Here is a 22,405-nt window from a genome sequence, read left to right as displayed (position 1 = left end):
ATTAGTTATTGATTGTTAGGAAGGTCAAGTCGAAGGCAGGAACTTATAACCAATAACTAATCTCCTTTTTTTAAAAATGCTGGGAAGACTTACGTGACACCAAAGTGGTCTCCAATACGATGGAAATAGGGTCTTCCGAGGCAATCCCGTCGAGCTGGTCGAGCAGGTGGCTCACGGCCAGCTTACCCATCTCATAGCCCGGCTGGGAGACGGTGGTCAGCGGTGGCTCGACGACGGCTGCGGTAGGATTGTCCGTAAACCCGGCCAGGGCAATGTCTTCAGGGACCTTGACTCCGAGTTTTTTCCACTCTGTGAGTACATCGACGGCCACAGGGTCGATCATACAAAAGACCGCATCCGGTCGTGGTTGCATTTCGGCGATCTCTGCGGCCACTTTGACATTGCCTTCGGTGGTGAGGTCACTCACTTTGATCAGCGCAGCGTCGAGTTCGATGCCGTATTCGGACAGGGCTTTTTGATAGCCTTCTTTTCTTTTTTTGGAAATATAGAGGTCTTCGGGTCCCGAGACATAGACGATGCGTCGGGAGCCGTTTTCCAACAGGTGCTTCACCACCTGATAGGCGCCGCCCGCGTCGTTGAAAGTGACCTTGGAGACGGGAATATCCTCCTGCACCCGGTCAAAGAGCACAAAGTTGATCTCCCGATCATAGAGGTCGTAGAGGTGCTCGTACTGGTTGGTCTCGCGGCTGAGCGAGATCAGCAGGCCATCGACCTGGCTGGATACGAGCGTGCGGATGTTGGCTTTTTCCTGCTCCAGGGACTCGTTGGACTGGCAGATCATCACGTTATACCCCCGCTTGTTGGCCGCATCTTGGATGCCGCTGATGCAGGAGGCAAAAAAGTGGGAAGTGATCTCGGGGACGATGACGCCGAGGGTTTTGGAACGCGAAATCCGAAGGCTTTGCGCCAGGAGATTGGGCTGGTAGTTCATCTCCTTGGCCATCTCCACGATCTTGCGCTTGGTCTCGGGATGGAGCTCGGGGGAGTCCTTGAGTGCGCGGGAAATGGTGGAAACCGATACGCCAAGTTTTTTGGCGATTTCCTTCATCGTGATCTGATGGCCTTTTTTCATGGTTTTTGGGTGTCCTATTCTAAAGCTTGCAATCGAATGCACACGCACAAATTGCAAAAAACTTTAGAATTATCACTATTCCTGGTAGACGGTGTACAAAACAGTTTCCCCGACCGCCCGCAAAGTACGGGTGTCGATCAGCTCCATGTTGTCCTGATGTGTGTGGTGGTAGTGGCTAAAGCCAAAGTCGGGCGAAAACTCGATGATGTCTATGGTCGGTATTCCGGCGTTTGCATTGACAAAGGCGTGGTCGTCGATGATCTCGGGCGCGTCCTTTTGGATAAAGAAGTCGGAATGTCCCAAGGTCGAGGCGTGTCCCCAGACTTTGGATACGATGCCACTGGCATACTGCCGAGAGTAGCCCTCACGGTAAAACTTGGCGTTTTTTCCACCTACCATGTCCACCAGGATGCCGTAGTAGGCGGAGTAGTTTGGCCTGTGCTTGTTTTTGGACCAGTGCTGCGAACCGAGACACCACCAAAAGTCCTGCGCATTGTTGCGGGTTCGGGTTTTTTCGGGCTCTCCGTCGTCCTCTCCGTCAAAGAGGATGATGTCGATGCCTACTTCCGGCTTCAGTTCCTGAGAGGCGATAGTTCGGGCGATCTCGATCAAGACGCCAACACCTGACGCTCCGTCATTGGCTCCATCAATGGGCTGGTCGAGGCGCTCGGTGTCCTTGTCGGCAATCCTACGGCTATCCCAGTGCGCCGCCAAGAGGATTCTCTTGGTCGCCTGGGGATTGTAGGAAGCGATGATATTGCTCAGATCCCAGGTCAATCCATCGTAGGTTTTGGCTTGGAAATCCTGCGTTTGCACGCTCCAGCCATAGCCCTCCAGCTTGGAGATCATCCAGTTTTTGGTGTCTTGATGGCCTTTGGTGCCGGGCACACGAGGGCCGAAGTTGACTTGCTTTTGGATAAAAGCATAGGCGGAATCCGCGTTGAATGCGGGGTAAGGTTTGACTACTACCTCTGGAACGGTGGATTCAGTGGTTTTTTCACCCGAGCAAGCCCAAGCGAAAACCAGTAGCGCTATCCCCCAAAATCTATTCTTCATATGCCCAATCAATTTTTTCTTTCATGTCTTTGACCACAAAGCCCAGCGCCTTGAGTCCGGAACGGATCTCGTCCACTTTGGCGTAGTCGCGGGCGGTTTTCGCCTCGGCGTACAGCTTCAGCAGCAGCTCCAGCATCCCGCCTTGGGTGTCGCCTTTTTCCTCTACCAAGCCCAAGATGTCCACCACGAAGGTGATGAAGGTGTCTTTCAGCTTCGCAAAAACTTCCTCGCCCAAGGCCGCCGCAGTCAGCTGTCCGGTGAAGATGGAGTTGATTTTCTTCAGCAAATTGAACAAGTGGCCAATCGCCTGGGCGGTGTTAAAGTCATCGTCCATGGCGCGGTAGGCGGCTGCGATGCTGCTTTCGATCTGCTGGATTTGGTTTTGATCCAGGGCAACCGCTTCATCCGGCGCAAACTCCAGCATACGCGCGATGCGGAGGCCGTTGATGAGCTTCTTGTAGCCTTTTTGCGCAGCCTTCAGGGCATCGTTGGAGAAGTCCAGCGTGGAGCGGTAGTGCGCTGTGAGCATGAAGTAGCGGATCGTCATCGGGCTGTAGGCCTGCTCCAGCAGCTTGTGGCTGCCGGTGAAGAGCTCCTGCAGGTTGATGAAGTTGCCGAGCGACTTGCCCATCTTCTGCCCGTTGATGGTGATCATGTTGTTGTGCATCCAGTACTTGGCCGGATCGTGGTGGTTGCAGGCATTTCCCTGTGCGATCTCGCATTCATGGTGGGGGAAAAGCAAATCCATTCCGCCTCCGTGGATGTCAAAATTGGTTCCCAAGTACTTGCTGCTCATGGCTGTACACTCCAGGTGCCAGCCCGGAAAACCCTTGCCCCAAGGAGAATCCCATTTCATCAGGTGCTCCGGCGAAGCATTTTTCCAAAGGGCAAAATCCGCCGCATTGCGCTTCTCGTCCTGCCCGTCCAAGGTACGGCTGCCAGCCATCAGGTCGTCCAAGACGCGTCCGGATAGCTTGCCGTAGGCATAGCTTTCGTTGTATTTCAGCACGTCGAAGTAGACCGAGCCATTGACCTCGTAAGCGAGACCTTCCGCCAAAATGGCTTCTACCAAAGCAATCTGCTCTGGGATGTGGCCAGTGGCGCGGGGCTCGATGCTGGGCTTCCAGGTATTCAGCAAGGCCATGTCCCGATGGTAGGTGTCCGTGTATTGCTGGGCCACTTCCATGGGTTCGAGCTGCTCGAGCTTGGCCTTTTTGGCGATTTTGTCCTCTCCCTCGTCGGCATCGCCTTGGAGGTGTCCCACGTCGGTGATGTTGCGGACGTAGCGCACGCGATAGCCGAGATGGGTCAGGTAGCGGTTGACCGTGTCAAAAGTGACCGCCGGGCGGCCATGACCCAGATGGGCGTCTCCATAGACCGTCGGGCCGCAGACATACATGCCCACAAAGGGCGGATTGATGGGTGCGAAATCCTCCTTCTGGCGGGAAAGGGTATTGTATAGCTTGAGTTGGTGAGGCTTCATGGGAGTATGAAGTACGAAGTACAAAGTACCAAGTACGGGAATAATCCGATTTTGATTCAGGATGCAAAATAGGGGAATCCGCTACGGAATAGAAAGCGCCGCTCCCAAAAGCCCAAAATATCTCATTTGACTTTTCTCTTTTTGGGGTTTTGGCTTTCGAAAGATTTACCGCAAAGAACTCTGAGAGATAGGCTGCTGGATAGTTTGCGCTTCCTGGGAACCTTCAACGCGCTAGCCTTGATATGCGCATTTGAAAGGTCGCAAAGAAAAAAGCCGAAGCTTTTTTGCGGGTGATATGTAATGCTTTCTGGACATGTATATCCGCAATCTTGCCAGTAAGCGAATTTGCTTCTTCATTCGGGCCTGTCTGCTCAGGCAGGCGGGAAGACCGATGACCGAAGACCGAAGTAGGGCAAAGCCTAGAGTTTAGCCTTACTTTGGATAGTCAAGGTTGACTACTGGTACAATAGCGGATAATCATATTTCAGGAAGGCGGAAAATAAGGGAGCAATCTGCCGACTAGTATTCTGTGGCAGTCTGTGTGTTTTTCTGTGTAGATCTGTGGGAAAAAGGGGACTAATGAAAAACTATACCCGGTTGCCAGGATTCCCATGCCAGCCGATATCTTTAGCCATCAAACCTTCCCGATGATTCAGTTTTTATGAAAAAGCGATTCCACCTTTTTACCCTTTTTGCCTTCTTCCTAGCTTTCTCCTGCGCGAAACCAGAAAAGGCCGAAATCATCCAAGAACAGGTCATTCCCGGCGAGCTGCCCGATCCCAGCGTGATCGAGGTAGACGGTACTTTTTATGCTACTGGCTCCTCCAATGCCTGGGGGCCCTACTTCCCGATCTACGAGTCCAAGGATCTGAAGAATTGGAGGTTTGTGGATTATGTCTTTCAGGAAAAGCCCGAATGGACGATCAACAGCTACTGGGCTCCTGAGCTTTTCTATAAAGATGGCACCTTCTTTTGCTACTACACCGCGCGGCGGACAGACGGCGTGTCCATGATCGGTGTCGCCTCGACAAAGGATATAAAGCTGGGTTTTCAAGATCATGGCGTGATCATCGAGTGGGGCGAGGAGGCCATCGATGCCTTTGTCAACCAACAGGGAGACGACTTGTACATTACTTGGAAGGCTTACGGGCTGACCGAGGGCAAACCGATTACGCTGCTGGGTTCGAAGCTGAGCAAGGATGGGCTTTCTCTGGACGGAGAAAGTTTTGAAGTGCTGGTGGCGGATGCGGACTCTTGGGAAAGAGGAGGGATCGAGGGACAAGCGATCATTGAGCGGGACGGATACCTCTATATGCTCTATTCCGGAAATGCCTGTTGCGGGGTCAATTGCGACTATCAGGTCGGTGTGGCCAGGGCCAAAACCATGGAAGGGCCTTGGGAGAAATATGCCCAAAATCCAATCCTCGTCGGCAACGAAAACTGGAAATGTCCCGGCCACGGTACGGCTGTGCAAAACGAGGGGGACTGGTACTACCTCTACCATGCCTATCCCAGCGCGGGCTTTCCCAATCTGGGCCGGTCGGCGCTGCTGAGCCAGATTGGATGGGACGGCGAGACGGGCTGGCCAAGATTTGCTGCCAACTCCCGAGCAGGAAACCCGACTCGCTTGGCAAGTGACTTCACGGATAGCTTCGATGGGAATGAGCTTGGCGCAAACTGGCGATTTGACGTGGAGGCGGGCAACGTGCTGGCAAAAGTCGAAAACGGAAGCCTGATCCTGACTGCCGATTCCTCGGCGATTCCGGCATTCCTCGGCATCAATCCCGAAAAGGCCGATGCTGAGTTCCAAACCCAAGTGCTGGCCAAAAGCGAAGTGCTGCAAAGCCTAACCTTCTACGTGACTCGGGACAACAGCCTCGGGCTGGGCGTGGAAGGGGATTCCCTAAAACTCTGGAAGCTGCAGGGAGGAGAATTTCAGGTCTTGGAAAGCAAAACCGTAGACACTTCTGCCGGGGTACAGCTCAAAGCGAAGATGAGTGGCGGAAAGCTGTTCCGGTTCTCCTTCAGCACGGACGGGCAAAACTGGGAAGAGATCGGCGGCGAGATCGCCGGAGAGCATCTGGCCTGGTGGTCTTGGGGGATGAAGGCTGGACTTTCGGTGAAGGGAAACGGTGAAGGAGGCTTTGGGGAGTTTTCAGCTAGTTACTAAAAGGAGGGGTACACGCTAGTAGCATTATTGTTACCTCTTAATTTGGATGAAAGTAACATTTTTGATACTTTTCAAGTGTGAAGGTAAGGGAACTTCTAAGGTTGCTTTATGATGACGGCTGGGTGGTAAAAAACCAAAAGGGAAGCCACCAACAGCTCATTCATCCAGAGAAGCCCGGAAAAGTAACCGTTCCCGTCCATGGAGGCGATGTTCCTCTAGGAACCTTGAATTCCATCCTGAAGCAAGCGGGACTTAAATGACCTGGTTTGATTCGGGATTTCATATTGAGAACAGGACAAAAACAGCGAAAATGAGAACCGTAAAAATACCCCTGACCATCGAGAGAGGTGAGGACAAGCAGTTTTGGGGGAGAGTGGAGTATGGGGAGAATCTGTTGACGGATTTTGCCAGCTCAGTTTCCGAACTCGAAGAGAAAATGAAAGATCTCCTGTGGGATTTCGAAGAAGTCAGCCCCGAATCGGTGCAGTTTGAGCATTTGTTTGATGTTTCAGCGTTGTTCCAGCGGTTTGATTTTCTAAAAATATCCAATGTCGCCGAGCATGCGGGAATGAATCCGGGCTTACTCCGGCAGTATGTCTCCGGAGCCAAAAGCCCATCCCTAGATCAAGCCAAGAAAATCGAGCGGACGCTTCATGAGTTGGCAACCGAACTCCAAAAAGTGACGATTGTGGCTTGACGAGCGTGAGAATCAATTTTACTAAAAATGGAACTTCTTCAATTGCAAATTCCAATAGTACTCAAATAAGCTTGAATATATTTGAATCGTGAAAATTGTCTTCAAAGTCTATCAAGCGAAGAATCCAATTTTTGTCATGCTTATTGCAAATTGATTCCGGAAATTGAATGATGAAGTCTGTGCTATTATTGTGTCCCCCTATAATTATTTCTTTGGAGAGGGTAATTGATTGTTCCTCGAATATTTCGCCGTTTTTGACTTCATATAGCTTGGCTTTGATAATTATTACATTGTAGTTTTTTGGGTTTACTGTGTTGATATTAAATATATTAGCTGTGGTTTCGGTGCTGTTCCATCCAAAGTTTATAGATCTTGGTTTACATTTTACTAATAACTTTTTCCTTTTTTCTTCTTTATCGGTTTCTTTTTTGATATGTCTATCATAGAGATACTTTCCTCCTTTAAATAAGCTTATTATAGAGCCTAATGTAGCTGATACATTAGATAGAGTAGCCAAGTTTGCTCCAAGTTTATCCATAACTGAGTTTTTTATGAGATGTTAGAGCTAAGCTAAGCGATATTTTCGGGTTTTTGGAAAAAAGATTGTCCACACCTTTTCGCAATAGTCTATCATGAGTCAGATGACAGTCCTATACGCCTTAAACCACCCCCTTCAGCTTCACATATTGCAGCAATAAAATCGTTTTTCCGTCCTTGATCTCCCCGCTTTCGACCATCGCCATCGCTTGGTCGATGGGGACTTCCAGCACTTCGATATTTTCCTCCTCGTCCTCGGCTCCGCCACCTTCGCTTACCTTCATGTCGTTTCGGTACTCGGCGATGAAGAAGTGGAGGATCTCTGTCACCGAACCGGGGGACATATAAGCTTCGAAGATCTTCCGGACTTTGGAGATCTTGTAGCCGGTTTCCTCTTCGGTTTCCCGCTTGATACAGTCTTCCGCGTTTTCGTTGTCCAGCAGGCCAGCGCAGGCTTCGATCAGCATGCCGGATTCGTTGCCGTTGATGTAGGTGGGCAGGCGAAATTGACGCGTGAGGATCACGGTCTTTTGCTCGGGATGGTAGAGGAGGATGGTGGCGCCATTGCCGCGGTCGTAGGCTTCGCGGGTTTGGCTCATCACTTCGCCGTTGCGCTTGGTGTATTGGTAGGTGATCTTTTTGAGAATGTACCAGTTGTCCGAGAGGATCTGGGAGTCAGTGATTTTTACGTTTTGGATCATGTGGCTTGGGATAGCTTTCAAAAATTGAGTTTACAAAATTCTCTGGTACTAACGGGAGGGACTTTGGCAGGTTCTGGCGCGTGGCTGCGAATCTTCAAAGCTCAAGGAAAACAGTGAGTTGTGTTTTTTCCGATCCTCAGGCTTTCCTCACCTCGATCAAGCTATGAAAATAGGCCCGGCTGATCAGGTCGGCCGACGGGTGATGATGGGCTGCTTGAGTTTGGATTCGCCTGGTTTTGAGGGACAAGTCATGTCATTTTGCATGAAGTAGTGCTTCGGGTAGGTGCCAGTCCAAGTAAGGGGAAATGATCAAGGAAAAAATATTCTCCACGGAAATGAAAAAGCCGGATACAGTATTAACTTTTGATTGGCATAGGCGGTGAATGGACTTGAGGTGGAGACGTAGCTGTAGCTCCTTTCCACCCCAAACATTTTTTAGTGCTCTAGAAGTCCTTTTACCGGCTACCTATTTTTATCACGCTAATTTTATTTTTCCATGAAGAAGCAAACCTTACTTTTCTTGGTCACGGCTTTTGCCATTCCTGCTTTTTCCCAACGGTCACGCAGTCAGGCATTGGAGGACAGCGTCTTTGCCTGGAAGGGCATGGCTCCGCTGAAGCCCGAAAGCTATTCCCGCACCTTTACCCCAGCCCAGCAGAAGCTTCCAGCGGTAGTGTTTGACTGGATCAAGCAAAGCTACCTTCCCCTCGGTGCGATAGACGAGTCTTTTGCGGGAGCGCTTCCAAACAAAAAAGACGCGGTCGAACCGTATGGGATCGGAGCTAGCGCGGTGATGTGGAAGGCAACTTGGTCAAGCGATGGAAAAAAGGTGGTCAAGGGCCCCGCTTCCTCTTCCGCAATTTTTGTCTTTACTAACCATCTTCCCGATGCCATTCCCGTCCAATTGCTGAGCAGGGCCAGCAGCCCTGTCTTTACCCGGCGGTCTGCTGACCCCGCCAAGACCTTCAAAGACTGGAGCTATGGAGACCGGCTGATCAAGGAATTTGACCTCCAAAGCGACCCGCAAATCGGCAAGTATCCGATCCAGTACTATGGCTGTACCGGGGAGATGTGCCAGCCATTGGTGGCGGTTTTTTTGGCTCCGGGCAACAGGCTCCCCATTCGTCAGCTGACCCGAGGAGAAGTGCTGACTCGGATAGAGGCTGCCATTTCTTCAGAAATAGACGTTCGGAAAAGCAAGCTCAAGTCAAGCTATGGCCATCGCCCTGAAAGCCTGCAGGAAGAAATCACCCGATTCGAAACGACCGTGCTTCCTAAGTGGAAGGGAAACATGGATAAGCTACGCAAGGAGAGCGAGGGGCGATTGGATCAGCCTGCTTATCTCAAGTATGAAGGGATCGGGATCAACGATCTGGAGAATGGAAATGAAGTCTTCTCTGAGGATGATGCCCGACATGGCGTTTACACCTACGAGGATGGGGTGTTGGAGAAAAGCAAAGGCGATCAGCCGCTTTGGGTAGTCGTGGCTTGGTGGCCCGCCAATCAGGATCAGATGCCTTATCTGCGCGAAAATCACCGCAGTATGAGCACCCGGTTTAATTTTGATTATGCGTACAGTTACTTTTTTGACCCGGAGAAAGTCAAGGCGGTAGCCTACCAGCCTAGAAATGCAGCAGCGCTGGCGCAAAATGCCAACAAGGTCAAGTCTGATGCTGTGGCGTCCAAGACGGTGAAAGCGGCTCCGGCGGGCTACTATTTTTTCGATGATTTCTCGGGAAGCACGGTGGGGGAAAAGCCCAAAGGCTGGACTCAGGCCAATGTCGGCCGTACATCCGTCGTCGTAGATCGGGGCGGTGAGCTGTGGATGGATCTTGGGGAATATAAAATCATGCCAGTGGCCCAAAAAGCACCTTTGCCGGATAATTTCGAAATGGAGTTTGACCTGGCCGGGGAGAATTTTGCCGGAAATACGGGTGGTTCTCTCCTGCTTACCATCCACGACCAAGTCCTCAGTCCGCAGGGTGACTATGTCAATTCACCCAATCCTGTAACAGTAGAGCTGGATCTGCTGGCTGGCAGCGCGAAGTTTACCACCAATCCCACTGGCTACGTTCGCCTCAAGGCGACCTACAAGGGCATGGACAATGCGCTGCGCTACGCCGATGTCCTGCAATACAGCAACGACTTCAGTAACGTGAAAAACAAGGTTCACCTCAAGATCACCAGGAAAGACGGCAAAGTCCGAGGCTTCGTGGACGGAAAGGAGATCATTCCCTTGGACAAGTACGGGAAACCTATCCCTGGATTCAACGAGCTGCCTGCGGATACCAAACTCAGCTCCTTTTTCTTCACCAATCGAAAGCCAGCCGAGAAGATCTATGTGGGGAATGTGAGTGTGAAGGCGGTGGAGTGAAAGAGCAATGTCGCAGACTATTCCAAACCAGCAGTTCTCATTAATTCAAGGATTTTTTCTTTTGGAATGTTTTCAAACTCACTCTTGTCAAAAATGTGAATTAAATAGATTTCACTGACCGCGGTCAAAAAATAGTAGATTACCCGTCCGCCTCCGGATTTGCCTTTGTTTTTGCTTTTTATCGCTAGTCGGATTTTGTAAAGGTTGGCACCAAGCGGGATTCCTAGAGTGAAGTCTTTTTCTAGCTCATCTATGAGTTCAAGAAGGTCGTTCCTAAGCGAGGGGTATTTCTTGTTCAGTCTTTTAAAAAACTTCTTGAAATCTTCGGTGAGTATTACCTCATAGCTCATTTAAAAAATCTTTAGCCGTTTGCTTCTTGGAGTTGCCGTCTTGGATTTGTTTGACCTGGCTTAGGCTGGAGCCTATTTCTCCCAAAAACTCCAAAAACTCTTCTTTTTCTACCAATTCAAATTCGATTCCTTCTTTGCTCAAGAAATCTTCAATTGATTTGATTTGTTTTTTGTTTTTAGGGTAGGCTTTGATTCTTAGGGTTTCCATCTGCTAGATGAGTGAGTGGGTTTCAAAGTAAGACTCCTCAATACCAATATACGAAAAGCCCTTCAGAAATTTATTCCGAAGGGCTTTCTTGGTTCTCGTCGCTAGATTCTCGATTCTAAATCTTGATACTAGATACTCGCGACTTGCTACTTCAGATCAGTGCTTGAAATGTCTCACGCCCGTCATCACCATCGCCATGCCGTGCGCGTCGCAGAAGTCAATACTGTCCTGGTCTTTGATCGAGCCGCCTGGCTGCACCACCGCGGTGATGCCTGCCTCGTGGGCGATCTCCACGCAGTCGGGGAAAGGGAAGAAGGCGTCGGACGCCATCACGGCGCCTTTCAGCTCAAATCCAAACTCCTTGGCCTTGATGATTGCCTGACGCAGTGCGTCCACTCGGGAAGTCTGGCCTACGCCTGAGGAAAAGAGCTGGGTGTCGTTGCTCAGGATGATGGTGTTGGACTTGGTGTGCTTGCAGACTTTCGCAGCGAATACCAGCGCATCCAGTTCCTTCTCGGTCGGGGCGACTTTTGTGACGGTTTTGAAGTCAGCTTTGGTTTCGGTCGCCAAATCCTTGTCCTGCTCGATCACGCCGTTCAGGAGGGTTTTGATCATTTTGGTGCCAGGCAGCGCCATTTTCTGACGAAGCAGGATTCGGTTTTTCTTGCCTTTCAAGATAGTCAAAGCCTCCTCAGTGAATTCAGGAGCGATCAGCACTTCGAAGAAAAGCGAGTGCATCTCCTCGGCGGCAGCTTTGTCCACAGTCTGGTTGGTCACCAAGACTCCGCCGAACGCGGAAGTGGTGTCGGCTTCGAAGGCCTTCTTGTAGGCTTCCTGGACAGTTGGTGCCAAAGCAACGCCACATGCGTTGGTGTGCTTGAGGATGGCGAAAGCAGTCTCACCGTCAAACTCGGCGATCAGGTTTACCGCTGCGTCCACGTCCACCAGGTTGTTGTAGGAGAGTTCCTTGCCGTTCAGCTGGTCAAAAAGTGCCTCCATGTCGCCGTAGAAGTGGGCGGCTTGGTGCGGGTTTTCTCCGTAGCGAAGGGCTTTGGCTTTGGTTTCGGAGACCTTCAGCGCAGGGATGGCTTCGGCCTGGTTGAAGTAGTTGAAGATATGCGTGTCGTAGTTGGAGGACACTTGGAAGGCCTGCGCGGCAAAGTAGCGGCGGTCTTCGATGGTCGTGCCACCGTCTTGTGCGGCAAGTTTTGCCTCCAGTTCGGTGTATTGGTCTTTGGAAGCGATGATGATCACGTCCTTGAAGTTTTTGGCAGCGGCGCGGATCAGGGAGATGCCGCCGATGTCGATTTTCTCGATGATGTCCGCCTCGGACGCGCCGGAAGCGACTGTTTCCTCAAAAGGATACAGGTCCACGATCACCAAGTCGATGGCCGGAATGCCGTATTCGGCTGCCTGAGCCAGGTCACCTTCATTCTCCCTACGGTGCAGAATGCCGCCGAAGATCTTTGGGTGGAGGGTCTTCACGCGACCACCAAAGATGGAAGGGTAGGAGGTGAGCTCCTCGACAGGGATGACTTCGGCACCTTGCTCTTCGATAAACTTCTGGGTACCACCGGTGGAGTAGATTTTTACCCCGTGCTGCTTCAGCAGGGCGATGATGGGTTCGAGGTTGTCTTTGTAGTAGACGGAGATGAGCGCGGATTCGATTTTTTTGACGGCCATTTCGAAATGGTTTTGGATGTTTTCTTGGGAAAGCGCAAAGGTAGGAAAAAAGCAGGGAAGGCGGGAAATGAGATTGGGGAATTTCGGGAAGCGGGCTTTTGCCCAGTCAAAAGAAAAGGAAATTCGGAAAGCGTATTTTCCAGGTCTGGCTTTCTCCAAGGAAGAAAAACCTTCGGCGAATGCAGTTTAGCGGCGGGTATCGGCTTTGGAGGTGAAAGGGGCGGACTTTCTTTTTCCAAGCAAAGCTGCCAAACCAAGTGCTGGGCCAATGGCCAGCAGCAGGTAGAGGTACTGGGAGCTGACTTTGGTGGAGAAAAAGTTGACGAACTGGAGGCTGAGGATGGTCAGGGCAAAGCCCAGACAGTTGACTATGGTAAGGGAGGTGCCTCTCGACTTTTCAGGTGCGCTTTGCGCTACGAGCGTCGAAAACAACGGTGAATCGGCGATCACCACCAAACCCCAAAAGAACAGAAACACGATCAACACAGGAGCCGAATCAGAAAAGACAAACAGGGGAGAGGCCAGGCAACAGAGACAGGAAAGCAGGAGCGCCCCGGTGGCTACAGGCTTGGCTCCCAGGCGCTGGGATAGTAGGCCTCCAAATGCACAGGCCAAGCTGCCCAATCCGATGATGCCAAAGGAAAGCAGGGGTACGTCCAGCGCCACAGCGGGATGCCGCTGTCGAAAGGTGGCGAGTATGACCGGGACGAAAGCCCAAAAGGTGTAAAGCTCCCACATGTGCCCGAAGTAGCCGAAAGCAGCAGCCCTAAATTCCCGCTGGCGGAATCCGTCCAGGAAGGCGGTGAACTTCAGCTTTTGCGCTGGCCTGCGAAAGGGGCCATCAGGCACCAACAGCAAGATGGCCAAGCCACCGGCCGCGGCAAGAGCCGAAGTGATGTAGACGACGAATTGCCAGTCGAGGCCCGTCCCCATGCTTTTCAGGAGATGGGGGAAAGCAGTGCCCAGCACTAGGGCTCCCACCAGGAAGCCCAAAGACTTGCCGAGGCCCTTTTGGTAGTAGTCGGAGGCGATCTTCATCCCCACCGGATAGATGCCGGCGAGAAAGAAGCCTGTCAGGAAGCGGAAAGCGAGGATTTGGCTCGGCATGATGTCCGCCAGGCTGATCCCCAGATTGAACAAGCCTGCCAGGATCGCGCTGGCGAAAAACACGCGGGAAGGAGAGAAGCGGTCTGATACGGCAAAAACAGCAAAGACCAAAGTGCCTACGATGAATCCAAACTGGATAGCGGAGGTGAGATGGGCCAGAAAGCCCGTCCCCAGCGCCATTTGCTCGGCAATGTCTCCGGCGATTGCGTTTCCTGCAAACCAGAGTGAGGTGCACAGAAACTGCGATACGACGATGACGGGAAGGACTGGCCTCATGGCTTGCTGGCGGATTTCGTTTTGCTAGGGCCTAAATATAGAGCCAAAGAAACGGCTTTTCTCGCTCTAAAGTGGGGATACGCCAATTGTGGCAAACATCAGCTATATTTAAGAATGTGGGCGGAAAGGTTGGGATAGGCATCCATAGCGTTTTTTTATCGACTTGTTTTGAAAGGTATGGCAAAGCGATTTTCATGCAAGCTCTGGCTGGCTTTGGCACTGTTTTTTTGGATGCAGTTTTCCTTCTTTTCCCAGTCGGCATGGGGTCAGGTAGATTCGGTTCCGGAACAATATTGGGACGTCAGCGCAGTAATTTTGGCGATCTTCACGCCGGATCAGAACTTTGCTTTGCCGGTAGCCTACATCAATTATAAGCGTTGGCATCTAGAGCCCCGGTACAACTATGAAGACCTGCATACTTTTTCAACATTTGTGGGATACAATTTCCGCGGCGGGGAGCGAATTCGATACCTATTCACTCCCATGCTGGGTGGGGTAGTTGGTCGGACTAAGGGAGTAGCTCCAGGTTTGTAGGTGGATGTTTCGCTGGGAAGGTTTGGCTTCTATACCGAAATGGAGTATCTGTTTGATGCGGAAGCTTCGAGCGACTCCTATTTCTACGCTTGGTCACAGCTTCGCTTTGCAGTCAAGAGATGGCTGATCGTCAGTCTGGTGGGTGGCAGAAACCGCGTCTACCAAAACGACGTGGAGGTGCAGCGCGGCGTGGCGCTGGGTTTTGTCTTTGGAAAAAACAGCATCACGGGGTACTACTACAATCCTTTCACGCCTGACAACTATGGATCTGTCGCCTACTTCAGGAGGCTTTAGGTCTTGCTTGGCAGAAACGCTGGCTCAGGGCCTAGCTGTTTTTGAGCTTCCTATAGTAGTAGAGCGTTTCCTCAATGAGGGTTGGTAGAGGATCCTTTAGGATAAACTCCAAGAAGGTGTTGTCATAGGATCTGCCATTTCCGGCCTTGAACAGGTTGCTTAGGCTCATCTTGATGGCAGGCCCGGTTCGGAGAATGATTTTGTTCTCGGGACGAACCTCTGGTAGCTCCATTTGCAGGGCTGCGAGACAGGCGAGGTAGGGAAAGTTGACGCCTGCAAAGACAGATGCGGTCACACTGGCCCAAAACCTCGGGTTCATCTCGATCAATTTTGCTCTTTTCTCCACTTCGTCATACCGCAGGTCGATATGGACCACGCCAGACCAGCGAAAGCTTTCGGCGACTTGTCTGACGATGTCATAGATCTCGCTTTGGGACAAAAACTCCAAGCCGTGGGGCCAGGGGTAATCCGGCGAGTATTTGATGCTCTTCTGGATGGTGTGGGCGAGGATTTTCCCCTCACTACAGAGTATGCTGCAGTCTATATCGTATCCCGTGATATAGGACTGGATGATCTGGTCTTCCACATGGTCAAAACCGGCATGCCAATCCCGAAATGCTCCGGCTTCTTTGAATATGTGAATGCCGTTTCCCCCCGAGCCATTTCTAGGCTTGACGATCACCGGAAAGGTGAGCTTGGCTATCTGTTCTTCCAGCGAGTCCATCGGCCGAAAAAGCCGGGTGTCGGGATGGGGGATGTGGTGCTCTTTGAGCCACTGGGAAAGCAGCCACTTGTCGTCAGCGATGTCAAAGGAGCGCACGTCTGGAGTTGGCGGACAGGCCACGATCTTGGAGAGGCTTTCCTTGTGTTCCGATATCAGGCGTATGGACTTGATGCCGACTGGCAGTAGGATGTCGGCCTTGGTTTTTTCTATCGTGTCCACTATCGCCTCCAGCTTTGCTTCTTTTTGCTGCTCATGGGGGTGGTGGATGAATTTTGCGATATGTCGGGAAAACCGGATCGAGTCCTGTTTGTCTTCCGCCATCACAAACGTATTGATGTCCTTTTCTTCCGCCAGGCACCTTGCTACAGAGAGGGCGTAGGTTTCGCCTCCGTCGGGGATGAGCACGGAGAAGCCGGTCTTTTCATTTTTTCTCATTGGGATTGGAGTTGTTTGGAATTTGGGTTTATATCGGATCGATACGCTGTCGTGGCTCAGGCAGGTCTGATGATTGCGTAGGAAGTTTTGGTGAAATAGACAAACCAGGAGATGATCCCCATGAATTTAAGTCCATCTTCAAAGAGGTAGGTGTCGCTGATCTCTATTCCCAGTGTGATCAATACATCGGTGATCACAGAGCCCGCCATGAAGGCAAAAGCCAGCAGAAAAAGCAGATAATCCGTCTGGAGAATGGTGGCCCGAAACAAGTACAACAGTGCCAAAACCGAGCTGCCGTAGAAGAGATAGAAGAATTTTTCGCTGATGTACAGGTAATAGGGGATGATGACGTCGTGGAGCAAAAAGAGGTCGTCGATGAGCATGAAGAGTGTCAGCAGCCCCGAAAAGAACAGAAATCGGGATTGTGCTTTCGGTTTGCCCAAATCCTTGGAAATCTTGGAGGAAATGAAAAGGATCGCCGCGGTGAAGCACCAGAAGATGATCCCGAAATTTGACAAAAAGCCGATGTAAAAGGACACTTCGGCATTCGGCTCATGCCATAGCGTCTGGATGGCATCGCGGGAGAGATAGCCAAAGCTGATGTCGTTTCTTTTGGCAATGGTGGAGACCAAGGCCAGAAATGCCAAGGTCGGCAAGAAGATTTTCGCCAAAGTAACGGCGGAGTCCTTCCTAAAAATAGTTTTGATGGTCAGATTACCCATGTAAAGGCCTGGTTAGCGTTTGGCCATACTAGCCCCCTCAGCTTTCTAGGTCAATGGCCACAGAAGCGGCCTTTCCCATCGAAAGGGATTGTAATTAATTTATTAATGATTCAGAGAAGCCCTTGCGAGGTCTTTGGTAGTACAGCGAAGGAATATAAAGAAAAGTTTTTGTAAACAAGGGTAATTAGTTAATAAATAGTGCAAAAAAATAAATTCATAACGTAAATACTTGTATTTGAAAATACATTTAGGCGTTGTCGACTTGAACAATGGATAAAACTGGGTTCTGGGTGTAGAGGGAAGGCTACCCCAATTCAACGTATTCGACAAATGCGCCGAGCAAGATGTGCCAAAGCAGGTAATGGCCTAGTCGGAGCGTGAGGGAGGAGATGAAACCGTATCGGGTGAAGACGATGGCTTGGATAAAATTCATCAGGAAACCTGTGAAAAGGGAATAGACTATGATCGTCCAGTCTCCCGAAGGAAGCTGCTCCACAGGCTCCCGGAGTGAAGTCAGGATCACCGCTGTCCAAAGAAAGTGGGAATAGTACCTCGCCTGGGCCAGCTTTTTCCCCAAAAGCAAAAAAATCGTCAGGGGTATCAGCCTGTAAAATACCTCGACCTCGAAAGCTCCAGCCAAATAGAGTAAAAGGCTGTAGGGAAAGGGCTGTAGGAAAGGGGGCAATTCGGTGTATGGCTCGGGATGCAGGAGGATTTTGAAGACAAACACATCCAAGGCACCAAATACCATCCCGATCAGAAGCGGATAGAGCAGTCTCTTGCGGTGGGTGATGCCTGTCTCCCAAAAGTCCGGGATGCCGGCGCTATTTTGTAAAAAAAGGAAAGGTATGCCGACGCCCATCCAGGCGAGCGTGGCGATGTCCCACACCCGCAAAAACTGGTGCCTTCCTTCTAGGCTTTGTCCATAAAGTATCCCTGCCAAACATAGCAGCATCAGCGCTAGGTAGCTGATCAGATTTCCCTTGATTCCCCGTAGTGAAGCCATCGCACTTGACTGCCGCTTGCTGGGTCGGCAGAGGGGATAAGGTACGAAATGCGAGTGAAAGCTTGGTTACGTAGTTGTAAGTTGTCTGACGATTCGGAAATAGTCCTCATCGGAGAAAGTAAGGATTGGGGCGGTTTTGGAAAACACCAGCTGCTAGGGTGATTTTGGGCAATTACCCGGTAGATGTGATTTTTGCCGGGCAAAAATGCAAATTGCAAGCTTTGCACCCCTCCATGAATTCCAACAGCGCTCCCATAGGTATATTCGACAGCGGCTACGGCGGTTTGACCGTTTTCAGGGAAATCGAAAAGCTCCTCCCCCAATACGACTACCTCTACCTCGGCGACAACGCGCGTGCCCCCTATGGCCCTCGCAGCTTCGAGACCATCTACCAATACACTTGGCAGGCGGTGCAGTGGTTTTTTCGGAAGGGTTGCCCCCTCGTGATCCTCGCCTGCAACACGGCCAGTGCCAAGGCCCTCCGCAACATCCAGCAGCTGGACTTGCCAAAGACTGATGACCCTTCTAGGAGGGTGTTGGGTGTCATCCGGCCGACCACGGAGGTGCTGGGGCAGTACACCCAGTCCGGCAAAGTCGGTGTCCTGGGTACCGCCGGTACTATCCGCTCGGAGTCCTACCCCACAGAATTGAAGAAATACTGGCCGGAGGTGCAGGTTTACCAACAGGCTTGCCCGCTCTGGGTGCCGCTGATCGAGGGCGGCGAGCATCACGCTCCCGGTGCGGACTACTTTGTGAAGAAATACCTCGGGCAGCTTTTTGCGCAAGACCAAGGGATAGACGCGCTTTTGCTGGGCTGCACCCACTATCCCCTCATGCTGGACAAGCTGCGGGAGCATATCCCTGCCGGAGTGTGCCTCGTCGTCCAGGGGGAGATCGTGGCAAAAAGCCTCGTCGATTACCTTGCTCGCCATCCCGGGATGGAGTCAAGGCTCAGCAAGGGCGGCGAGCATCGCTTTTGCACCACGGACAATGCCGCGGATTTTGAGAGGCAGGCGGGCTTTTTCCTCGGGAGGGAAATCGAGGCCAGCACCGTGCAGCTCTGAGGCGTCGGTTCGCCCGATTAGCTCGGCGTTTCGGACTCTGCTTCGCCTTCCGTGTATTTCCTCCGGTTTTTTAGGGATAAAAGCCCTATCATCGAAGCTCGAAAAAACTTACCCAAATAGATGAAGAACCAGTTTTTGCTGGCTGCCGTCCTGGCTGCCACCGTTTCTCTGTCCCAGGCCCAGGACAAGCTCAAGAGCATGCCGGGATACGAGCAGTACCAAAAAATCGCCCCCCAGATCTACAGTTCCGTAAAGTCCGGCGCACTTTCCGCCAAGTGGAGTGACGACGGAAGCTCTTTTGAATATAGCCAAGACGGAAAGCTCTACCGCTATGACCTCAAGTCCAAAAAGGCGGCCGAGCTGGGGCAGGCTCCCCAGGTCCAGCCAAGAAGGCGTACCGGACCTGCCCGAGGCAGACAGTGGGACTTTGCCGACTCCCCGGATGGGAAGCTCAAGGCTTTCACCAAGGACCGCAACATGTACCTGAGTAACCCCGACGGTTCGGGCGTAGTGGCCATCACCACGGACGGCAACGAGGAAAACCAGGTGAAGTACGGCATCGCAACTTGGGTGTATGGCGAGGAGCTCAGCCAAAACACCGCCATGTGGTGGTCTCCGGACAGCAAAAAGATCGCTTTCTACCGATTTGAGGAGAAAGATGTAAAGAAATACTACGTCCTTCTGGACCAGCTCAGCCTCTACGATTCCCTGGAGATCGAGGCCTATCCCAAAGTCGGTGAGCCCAACCTCCCCGTGGACCTGATGGTCTATGACTTGGAGACCAAAAAGCTCACGCAGCTGGATATCCGCGATGGAAAGCCCTTCCATGACGGAGACCTGGGTACCTACATCTACGACCTCTCTTGGACGCCTGACGGCAAAGAGCTGGTCTACCACAGCACCAACCGGCTGCAAAATATCCTGGAGCTTCGCGCTGCCGATCCCCTGACTGGCAAGAGCCGCACCATCATCCATGAGGAATGGCTGCCTAGCTGGGTGGAAAACTCCCCCGAGATGCACGTCCTCGACAACGGCACCCAGTTCATCTGGGCCTCCGAGCGCAGCGGCTTCAACAACTATTACCTCTACAACTTTGACGGGACGCTGGTCAGCACCATCACCAAGCATCCTTTTGAGGTAGCGGGCATCGTGAAGGTGGATGAGAAAAACCAGCAGCTTTACTACCTGGCCCGCAGCGGGGACAACCACATGAAGATGCAGCTGCATCGGGTGAAGCTGGACGGCAGCAAAGATGTGCGTTTGACAGATCCTAGCCTGAACCACTCCGTGTCCATTTCGCCGGACGGCAAGTACTTTGTGGACGTGGCGCAGGCGCATGACGTCGCCCCCTTTACCAATCTGATCGATGCCAAGGGGAAAGTACTTGCCGAGCTGGCGAAAAGCGACATGGGCAAGTTTGAGTCTTTGGGCCTCAAGAAAGCGGAAATGTTCACCTTCACTTCCAAAGACGGTGTGACCGAGCTGCACGGACTGATCCATTTTCCGTCGGATTTTGACCCTGGCAAAAAGTACCCTGTGATCCTGAGCAACTACGGTGGACCGGCGACCAACGCCTTCCGCGAAACCTTCGTCTATCCTGATCCGCTCACCGAGTACGGATTCCTCGTGCTGAATATCGATGGGAGAAATGTGAGAGGCCGCGGCAAAGTCCTGCTGGACCAACTTTACGGCAATCTGGGTTTGGTGGAAATGGATGACTTCGCCGAGGGCGTGAAGTCATTGCACAGCCGTCCTTACTTTGACAAGGAGCGTGTGGGCGTGTATGGCACCTCCTATGGGGGCACCACGGCGGCGACCATGCTGCTGCGCTTTCCGGAGCTTTTCCACGCCGCAGTGGCCAACTCCTCCGTAACGGACTGGAGAAACTATGACAACATCTACACGGAGCGCTTCATGGGCACTTTGGAGACCAACCTGGAGGGGTACAACCGCTTTAGCCTGATGAATATGGCCGACCAGCTTCAAGGTGAGCTGCTGATCTTCTTTGGCACTGCGGACAACAACGTCCATCCGTCCAACTCCCTGCAGCTGATCAAGGCCTTCCAGAATGCAGGCAAAAGCATCGAGGTGCAGATCGCTCCGGACGGCGGCCACACCGCACTGAACCGTGACCGCATGATGGAGTTTTTCATCAAGCACCTGGTGACGGATTACCAGAAGGTGGTGAGATAGATTGGATGACCGATGTCCGATGTCCGATGCCGGGTGTCCGATGCTTTGTCAGGCTGAGCGAAGTCGAAGCCTTGTTTCCAGATTTGTAATGAAAAAGCCATGCTCCGTGTGATGGGGCATGGCTTTTTTTGGGGGTTAAAGCCCGCAGACTGATTGGGGAAATGTTTCTTTTTCACGCCCGATTCTGCCTTGCTGAGCGCTTGGAGCAGCATTTGGTAAACTCCTGTATCCTTTTTATTGAGGGTGCGTATTTATCTGGGATTTGGAGTTTTGCCTAGAGCAGCACTTCCGGAAATCCTTATTTTCGCGGCATCTAATTACCATCGAATGTTTCTCGACCTACTTATCGCCATGCTCTGGAGCATTTCCCCCTTTGGAGAGGCGAAAATCGGTATCCCATACGCCCTCCTAAACGATGCGAATATCTACCTGGCCTTTGTTCTTTGCTTTGTGGCCAACGTCCTGATTTTTCCCTTGATGACCTTTTTCTTGGATGTGGTCAACGGCTATTTCATGAGATGGTATCACTACAAAAAGGCGGCGATTTTTGTCGGTCGTCGTGCGAAGGCAGGCGCTGGCAAAAACGTGAAGAAATACGGCTTTTGGGGGCTGATGGTCTTTGTCCTGATCCCAGTTCCTGGCACGGGTGTCTATGCGGGTACGATCGCGGGTTATTTGTTTGGTTTGGATCGCAAAAAGGCCTTCTTGGCCAATGCCATCGGCATTTTTATTTCCTGCCTCATCGTGTGGGTGACCACGGTCATGGCCATGGGAGGGTTTGATTGAATAACAAAACGAATTACAGCCCAGTGGACTCCGGGCGCTGTCTTGTGTCCCAAACTCGGAGGATCTGGATTTCGTCAGCTAGGATCCGATAGAATATTTTATAATCTCGGACGACTTTGGAATATACGTTTCGGTGATCGGTACGTGTTCCTAGGTTAGGGAAATTGGAGATGAGTAGGGCTGACCTTTCGAAGAGTTCTTCAAGTTTTTCAGGATAGCTTTCTGATTGGTTTCGTTGGAGCCAATAGCGGTAAATTTCCGCCCGGTCTTGGATAGATCGGGTTGTCCACCTTATTTTCTTAGCCATTCTCTTACCAATCGGCTGGCCTCGGTATGAGAATGGAGCTTTCCAGCGTCAGCATCTGCGATACCGGTATCTATTGCCTTCTTTTCTTGATCGGAAAGCTCGGCTGCGTGTTCGATGTCGTACTCCAGTTCTACAGCCTTGAGCAGTTCTTCCAAAAGGCGGGGATCATGGATGTCGTTAACTCGCTGTTTGATTTTTTCCTTGAGGTTCATGGATCTAATGTAACGAGAGCAGATGAAAGATACTATCGTGCAGAAATTTCCGTCGGTGGTGACACCGACCAAGGAGAGAGAGAAGGGGTTGTTATGATGCTAAGCAGGGCGTTAAATCTCCGTTTCGCGAGGCGCGTAGCGCTGTGATCAAGTCTTGTAGGATTCGATGGATGTCAGGGCTACGCCCCTTCTAGGGAAGTTGTGTGATGATTTTTTCTACGAAGATGTCGGGGCTAGCGGCCCTGGCGGCGGCTGGATAGGAATTGATCGGGACGATTGCCGTAGGCAAGACAGCTCGGTAGTGATAGAGGAGTGACCGAAAAGTGAATGCCGTAGGCATGATCCATGAATAGCCATTTGATTGCCGTATAGGATCGTCCCTCCGGGACTCTA

Annotated in this window: 23 protein-coding genes; 9 read left to right on the top strand and 14 right to left on the bottom strand. The window is 51.6% G+C overall.

Annotated features, from left to right (window positions below):
- Window positions 1–70: 70 nt before the first annotated feature.
- The 3 genes from J0A68_RS08580 to cysS all read right to left on the bottom strand — a co-directional run bounded on the left by J0A68_RS08580 (window position 71) and on the right by cysS (window position 3,632).
- A complete protein-coding gene (locus J0A68_RS08580) occupies window positions 71–1,093 on the bottom strand; it encodes a LacI family DNA-binding transcriptional regulator (protein WP_206577795.1) in 1,023 nt (340 codons plus the stop codon).
- A 75-nt stretch (window positions 1,094–1,168) separates the two neighbouring features.
- Window positions 1,169–2,149, bottom strand: coding sequence for a M28 family peptidase (locus tag J0A68_RS08575; protein ID WP_206577794.1), 981 nt, complete (start codon window positions 2,147–2,149; stop codon window positions 1,169–1,171).
- Entirely contained in the window at window positions 2,139–3,632 is a 1,494-nt protein-coding gene (gene cysS, locus J0A68_RS08570) for a cysteine--tRNA ligase (RefSeq protein WP_206577793.1), read from the bottom strand. Before cysS ends, J0A68_RS08575 begins: the two co-directional genes overlap by 11 nt.
- A 661-nt stretch (window positions 3,633–4,293) precedes the next feature.
- On the opposite strand from cysS, the gene J0A68_RS08565 reads away from it, so the two are divergent.
- The 3 genes from J0A68_RS08565 to J0A68_RS08555 all read left to right on the top strand — a co-directional run bounded on the left by J0A68_RS08565 (window position 4,294) and on the right by J0A68_RS08555 (window position 6,499).
- Entirely contained in the window at window positions 4,294–5,802 is a 1,509-nt protein-coding gene (locus tag J0A68_RS08565; protein WP_206577792.1) for a family 43 glycosylhydrolase, read from the top strand.
- Between the two features lie 77 nt (window positions 5,803–5,879).
- Window positions 5,880–6,062: a type II toxin-antitoxin system HicA family toxin gene (locus J0A68_RS08560; protein ID WP_206577791.1), complete on the top strand. Its 183-nt coding sequence runs from the start codon at window positions 5,880–5,882 to the stop codon at window positions 6,060–6,062.
- A 50-nt stretch (window positions 6,063–6,112) separates the two neighbouring features.
- Window positions 6,113–6,499 (top strand): helix-turn-helix domain-containing protein, encoded by a 387-nt coding sequence (locus J0A68_RS08555; RefSeq protein WP_206577790.1) that lies wholly within the window; start codon window positions 6,113–6,115, stop codon window positions 6,497–6,499.
- Window positions 6,500–6,560: 61 nt separating this feature from the next.
- Here J0A68_RS08555 and J0A68_RS08550 read toward each other — a convergent pair whose 3' ends face one another.
- Entirely contained in the window at window positions 6,561–7,037 is a 477-nt protein-coding gene (locus J0A68_RS08550) for a hypothetical protein (protein WP_206577789.1), read from the bottom strand.
- Window positions 7,038–7,158: 121 nt separating this feature from the next.
- Window positions 7,159–7,737 carry a GDP-mannose pyrophosphatase NudK gene (nudK, locus tag J0A68_RS08545; protein ID WP_206577788.1) on the bottom strand — a complete coding sequence of 193 codons (579 nt, stop codon included), beginning with the start codon at window positions 7,735–7,737 and terminating at the stop codon, window positions 7,159–7,161.
- 496 nt (window positions 7,738–8,233) lie between these two features.
- On the opposite strand from nudK, the gene J0A68_RS08540 reads away from it, so the two are divergent.
- Complete coding sequence (locus J0A68_RS08540) at window positions 8,234–10,111, top strand: hypothetical protein (RefSeq protein ID WP_206577787.1); 1,878 nt, start codon at window positions 8,234–8,236, stop codon at window positions 10,109–10,111.
- A 17-nt stretch (window positions 10,112–10,128) separates the two neighbouring features.
- Here the strand turns inward: J0A68_RS08540 and J0A68_RS08535 are convergent, their stop codons facing one another.
- From J0A68_RS08535 to J0A68_RS08520, 4 genes are all read right to left on the bottom strand, one after another.
- Window positions 10,129–10,461, bottom strand: coding sequence for a type II toxin-antitoxin system RelE/ParE family toxin (locus J0A68_RS08535; RefSeq protein ID WP_206577786.1), 333 nt, complete (start codon window positions 10,459–10,461; stop codon window positions 10,129–10,131).
- On the bottom strand, window positions 10,451–10,669 hold the full coding sequence (locus J0A68_RS08530; RefSeq protein ID WP_206577785.1) for a hypothetical protein: 219 nt from the start codon (window positions 10,667–10,669) through the stop codon (window positions 10,451–10,453). Before J0A68_RS08530 ends, J0A68_RS08535 begins: the two co-directional genes overlap by 11 nt.
- 156 nt (window positions 10,670–10,825) lie before the next feature.
- Complete coding sequence (gene purH / locus J0A68_RS08525) at window positions 10,826–12,352, bottom strand: bifunctional phosphoribosylaminoimidazolecarboxamide formyltransferase/IMP cyclohydrolase (RefSeq protein ID WP_206577784.1); 1,527 nt, start codon at window positions 12,350–12,352, stop codon at window positions 10,826–10,828.
- Between the two features lie 186 nt (window positions 12,353–12,538).
- Window positions 12,539–13,735, bottom strand: a complete 1,197-nt coding sequence (locus tag J0A68_RS08520) for an MFS transporter (protein ID WP_206577783.1) — start codon at window positions 13,733–13,735, stop codon at window positions 12,539–12,541.
- 177 nt (window positions 13,736–13,912) lie between these two features.
- Here J0A68_RS08520 and J0A68_RS08515 point away from each other — a divergent pair, with 177 nt between their 5' ends.
- Together J0A68_RS08515 and J0A68_RS08510 are read left to right on the top strand one after the other, a co-directional pair.
- Complete coding sequence (locus tag J0A68_RS08515; RefSeq protein ID WP_206577782.1) at window positions 13,913–14,269, top strand: hypothetical protein; 357 nt, start codon at window positions 13,913–13,915, stop codon at window positions 14,267–14,269.
- A 39-nt stretch (window positions 14,270–14,308) separates the two neighbouring features.
- On the top strand, window positions 14,309–14,563 hold the full coding sequence (locus J0A68_RS08510) for a hypothetical protein (protein ID WP_206577781.1): 255 nt from the start codon (window positions 14,309–14,311) through the stop codon (window positions 14,561–14,563).
- 31 nt (window positions 14,564–14,594) lie between these two features.
- Here J0A68_RS08510 and J0A68_RS08505 read toward each other — a convergent pair whose 3' ends face one another.
- The 3 genes from J0A68_RS08505 to J0A68_RS08495 all read right to left on the bottom strand — a co-directional run bounded on the left by J0A68_RS08505 (window position 14,595) and on the right by J0A68_RS08495 (window position 17,450).
- The gene (locus J0A68_RS08505; RefSeq protein ID WP_206577780.1) at window positions 14,595–15,722 is read right to left on the bottom strand and encodes a carboxylate--amine ligase; all 1,128 of its coding nucleotides are present in this window, start codon (window positions 15,720–15,722) and stop codon (window positions 14,595–14,597) included.
- Window positions 15,723–15,778: 56 nt separating this feature from the next.
- A complete protein-coding gene (locus J0A68_RS08500; RefSeq protein ID WP_206577779.1) occupies window positions 15,779–16,444 on the bottom strand; it encodes a DUF8692 domain-containing protein in 666 nt (221 codons plus the stop codon).
- A 304-nt stretch (window positions 16,445–16,748) separates the two neighbouring features.
- Entirely contained in the window at window positions 16,749–17,450 is a 702-nt protein-coding gene (locus tag J0A68_RS08495) for a hypothetical protein (RefSeq protein ID WP_206577778.1), read from the bottom strand.
- A 233-nt stretch (window positions 17,451–17,683) separates the two neighbouring features.
- On the opposite strand from J0A68_RS08495, the gene murI reads away from it, so the two are divergent.
- From murI to J0A68_RS08480, 3 genes are all read left to right on the top strand, one after another.
- Entirely contained in the window at window positions 17,684–18,514 is an 831-nt protein-coding gene (gene murI / locus J0A68_RS08490) for a glutamate racemase (protein WP_206577777.1), read from the top strand.
- A 120-nt stretch (window positions 18,515–18,634) separates the two neighbouring features.
- On the top strand, window positions 18,635–20,707 hold the full coding sequence (locus tag J0A68_RS08485; RefSeq protein ID WP_206577776.1) for a S9 family peptidase: 2,073 nt from the start codon (window positions 18,635–18,637) through the stop codon (window positions 20,705–20,707).
- Between the two features lie 327 nt (window positions 20,708–21,034).
- Window positions 21,035–21,493, top strand: a complete 459-nt coding sequence (locus J0A68_RS08480) for a COG2426 family protein (RefSeq protein ID WP_206577775.1) — start codon at window positions 21,035–21,037, stop codon at window positions 21,491–21,493.
- Window positions 21,494–21,506: 13 nt separating this feature from the next.
- On the opposite strand, the gene J0A68_RS08475 is transcribed toward J0A68_RS08480, so the two are convergent.
- Together J0A68_RS08475 and J0A68_RS08470 are read right to left on the bottom strand one after the other, a co-directional pair.
- The gene (locus tag J0A68_RS08475) at window positions 21,507–21,800 is read right to left on the bottom strand and encodes a type II toxin-antitoxin system RelE/ParE family toxin (protein ID WP_206577774.1); all 294 of its coding nucleotides are present in this window, start codon (window positions 21,798–21,800) and stop codon (window positions 21,507–21,509) included.
- Window positions 21,785–22,012, bottom strand: coding sequence for a hypothetical protein (locus J0A68_RS08470; RefSeq protein WP_206577773.1), 228 nt, complete (start codon window positions 22,010–22,012; stop codon window positions 21,785–21,787). Before J0A68_RS08470 ends, J0A68_RS08475 begins: the two co-directional genes overlap by 16 nt.
- Between the last annotated feature and the right edge of the window lie 393 nt (window positions 22,013–22,405).

Source organism: Algoriphagus oliviformis (assembly GCF_017254915.1).
Taxonomy (GTDB): Bacteria; Bacteroidota; Bacteroidia; order Cytophagales; family Cyclobacteriaceae; genus Algoriphagus; species Algoriphagus oliviformis.
The sequence above is the reverse complement of the archived record's forward strand: the minus strand, read 5'-3'. Positions and strand labels throughout refer to the sequence as shown.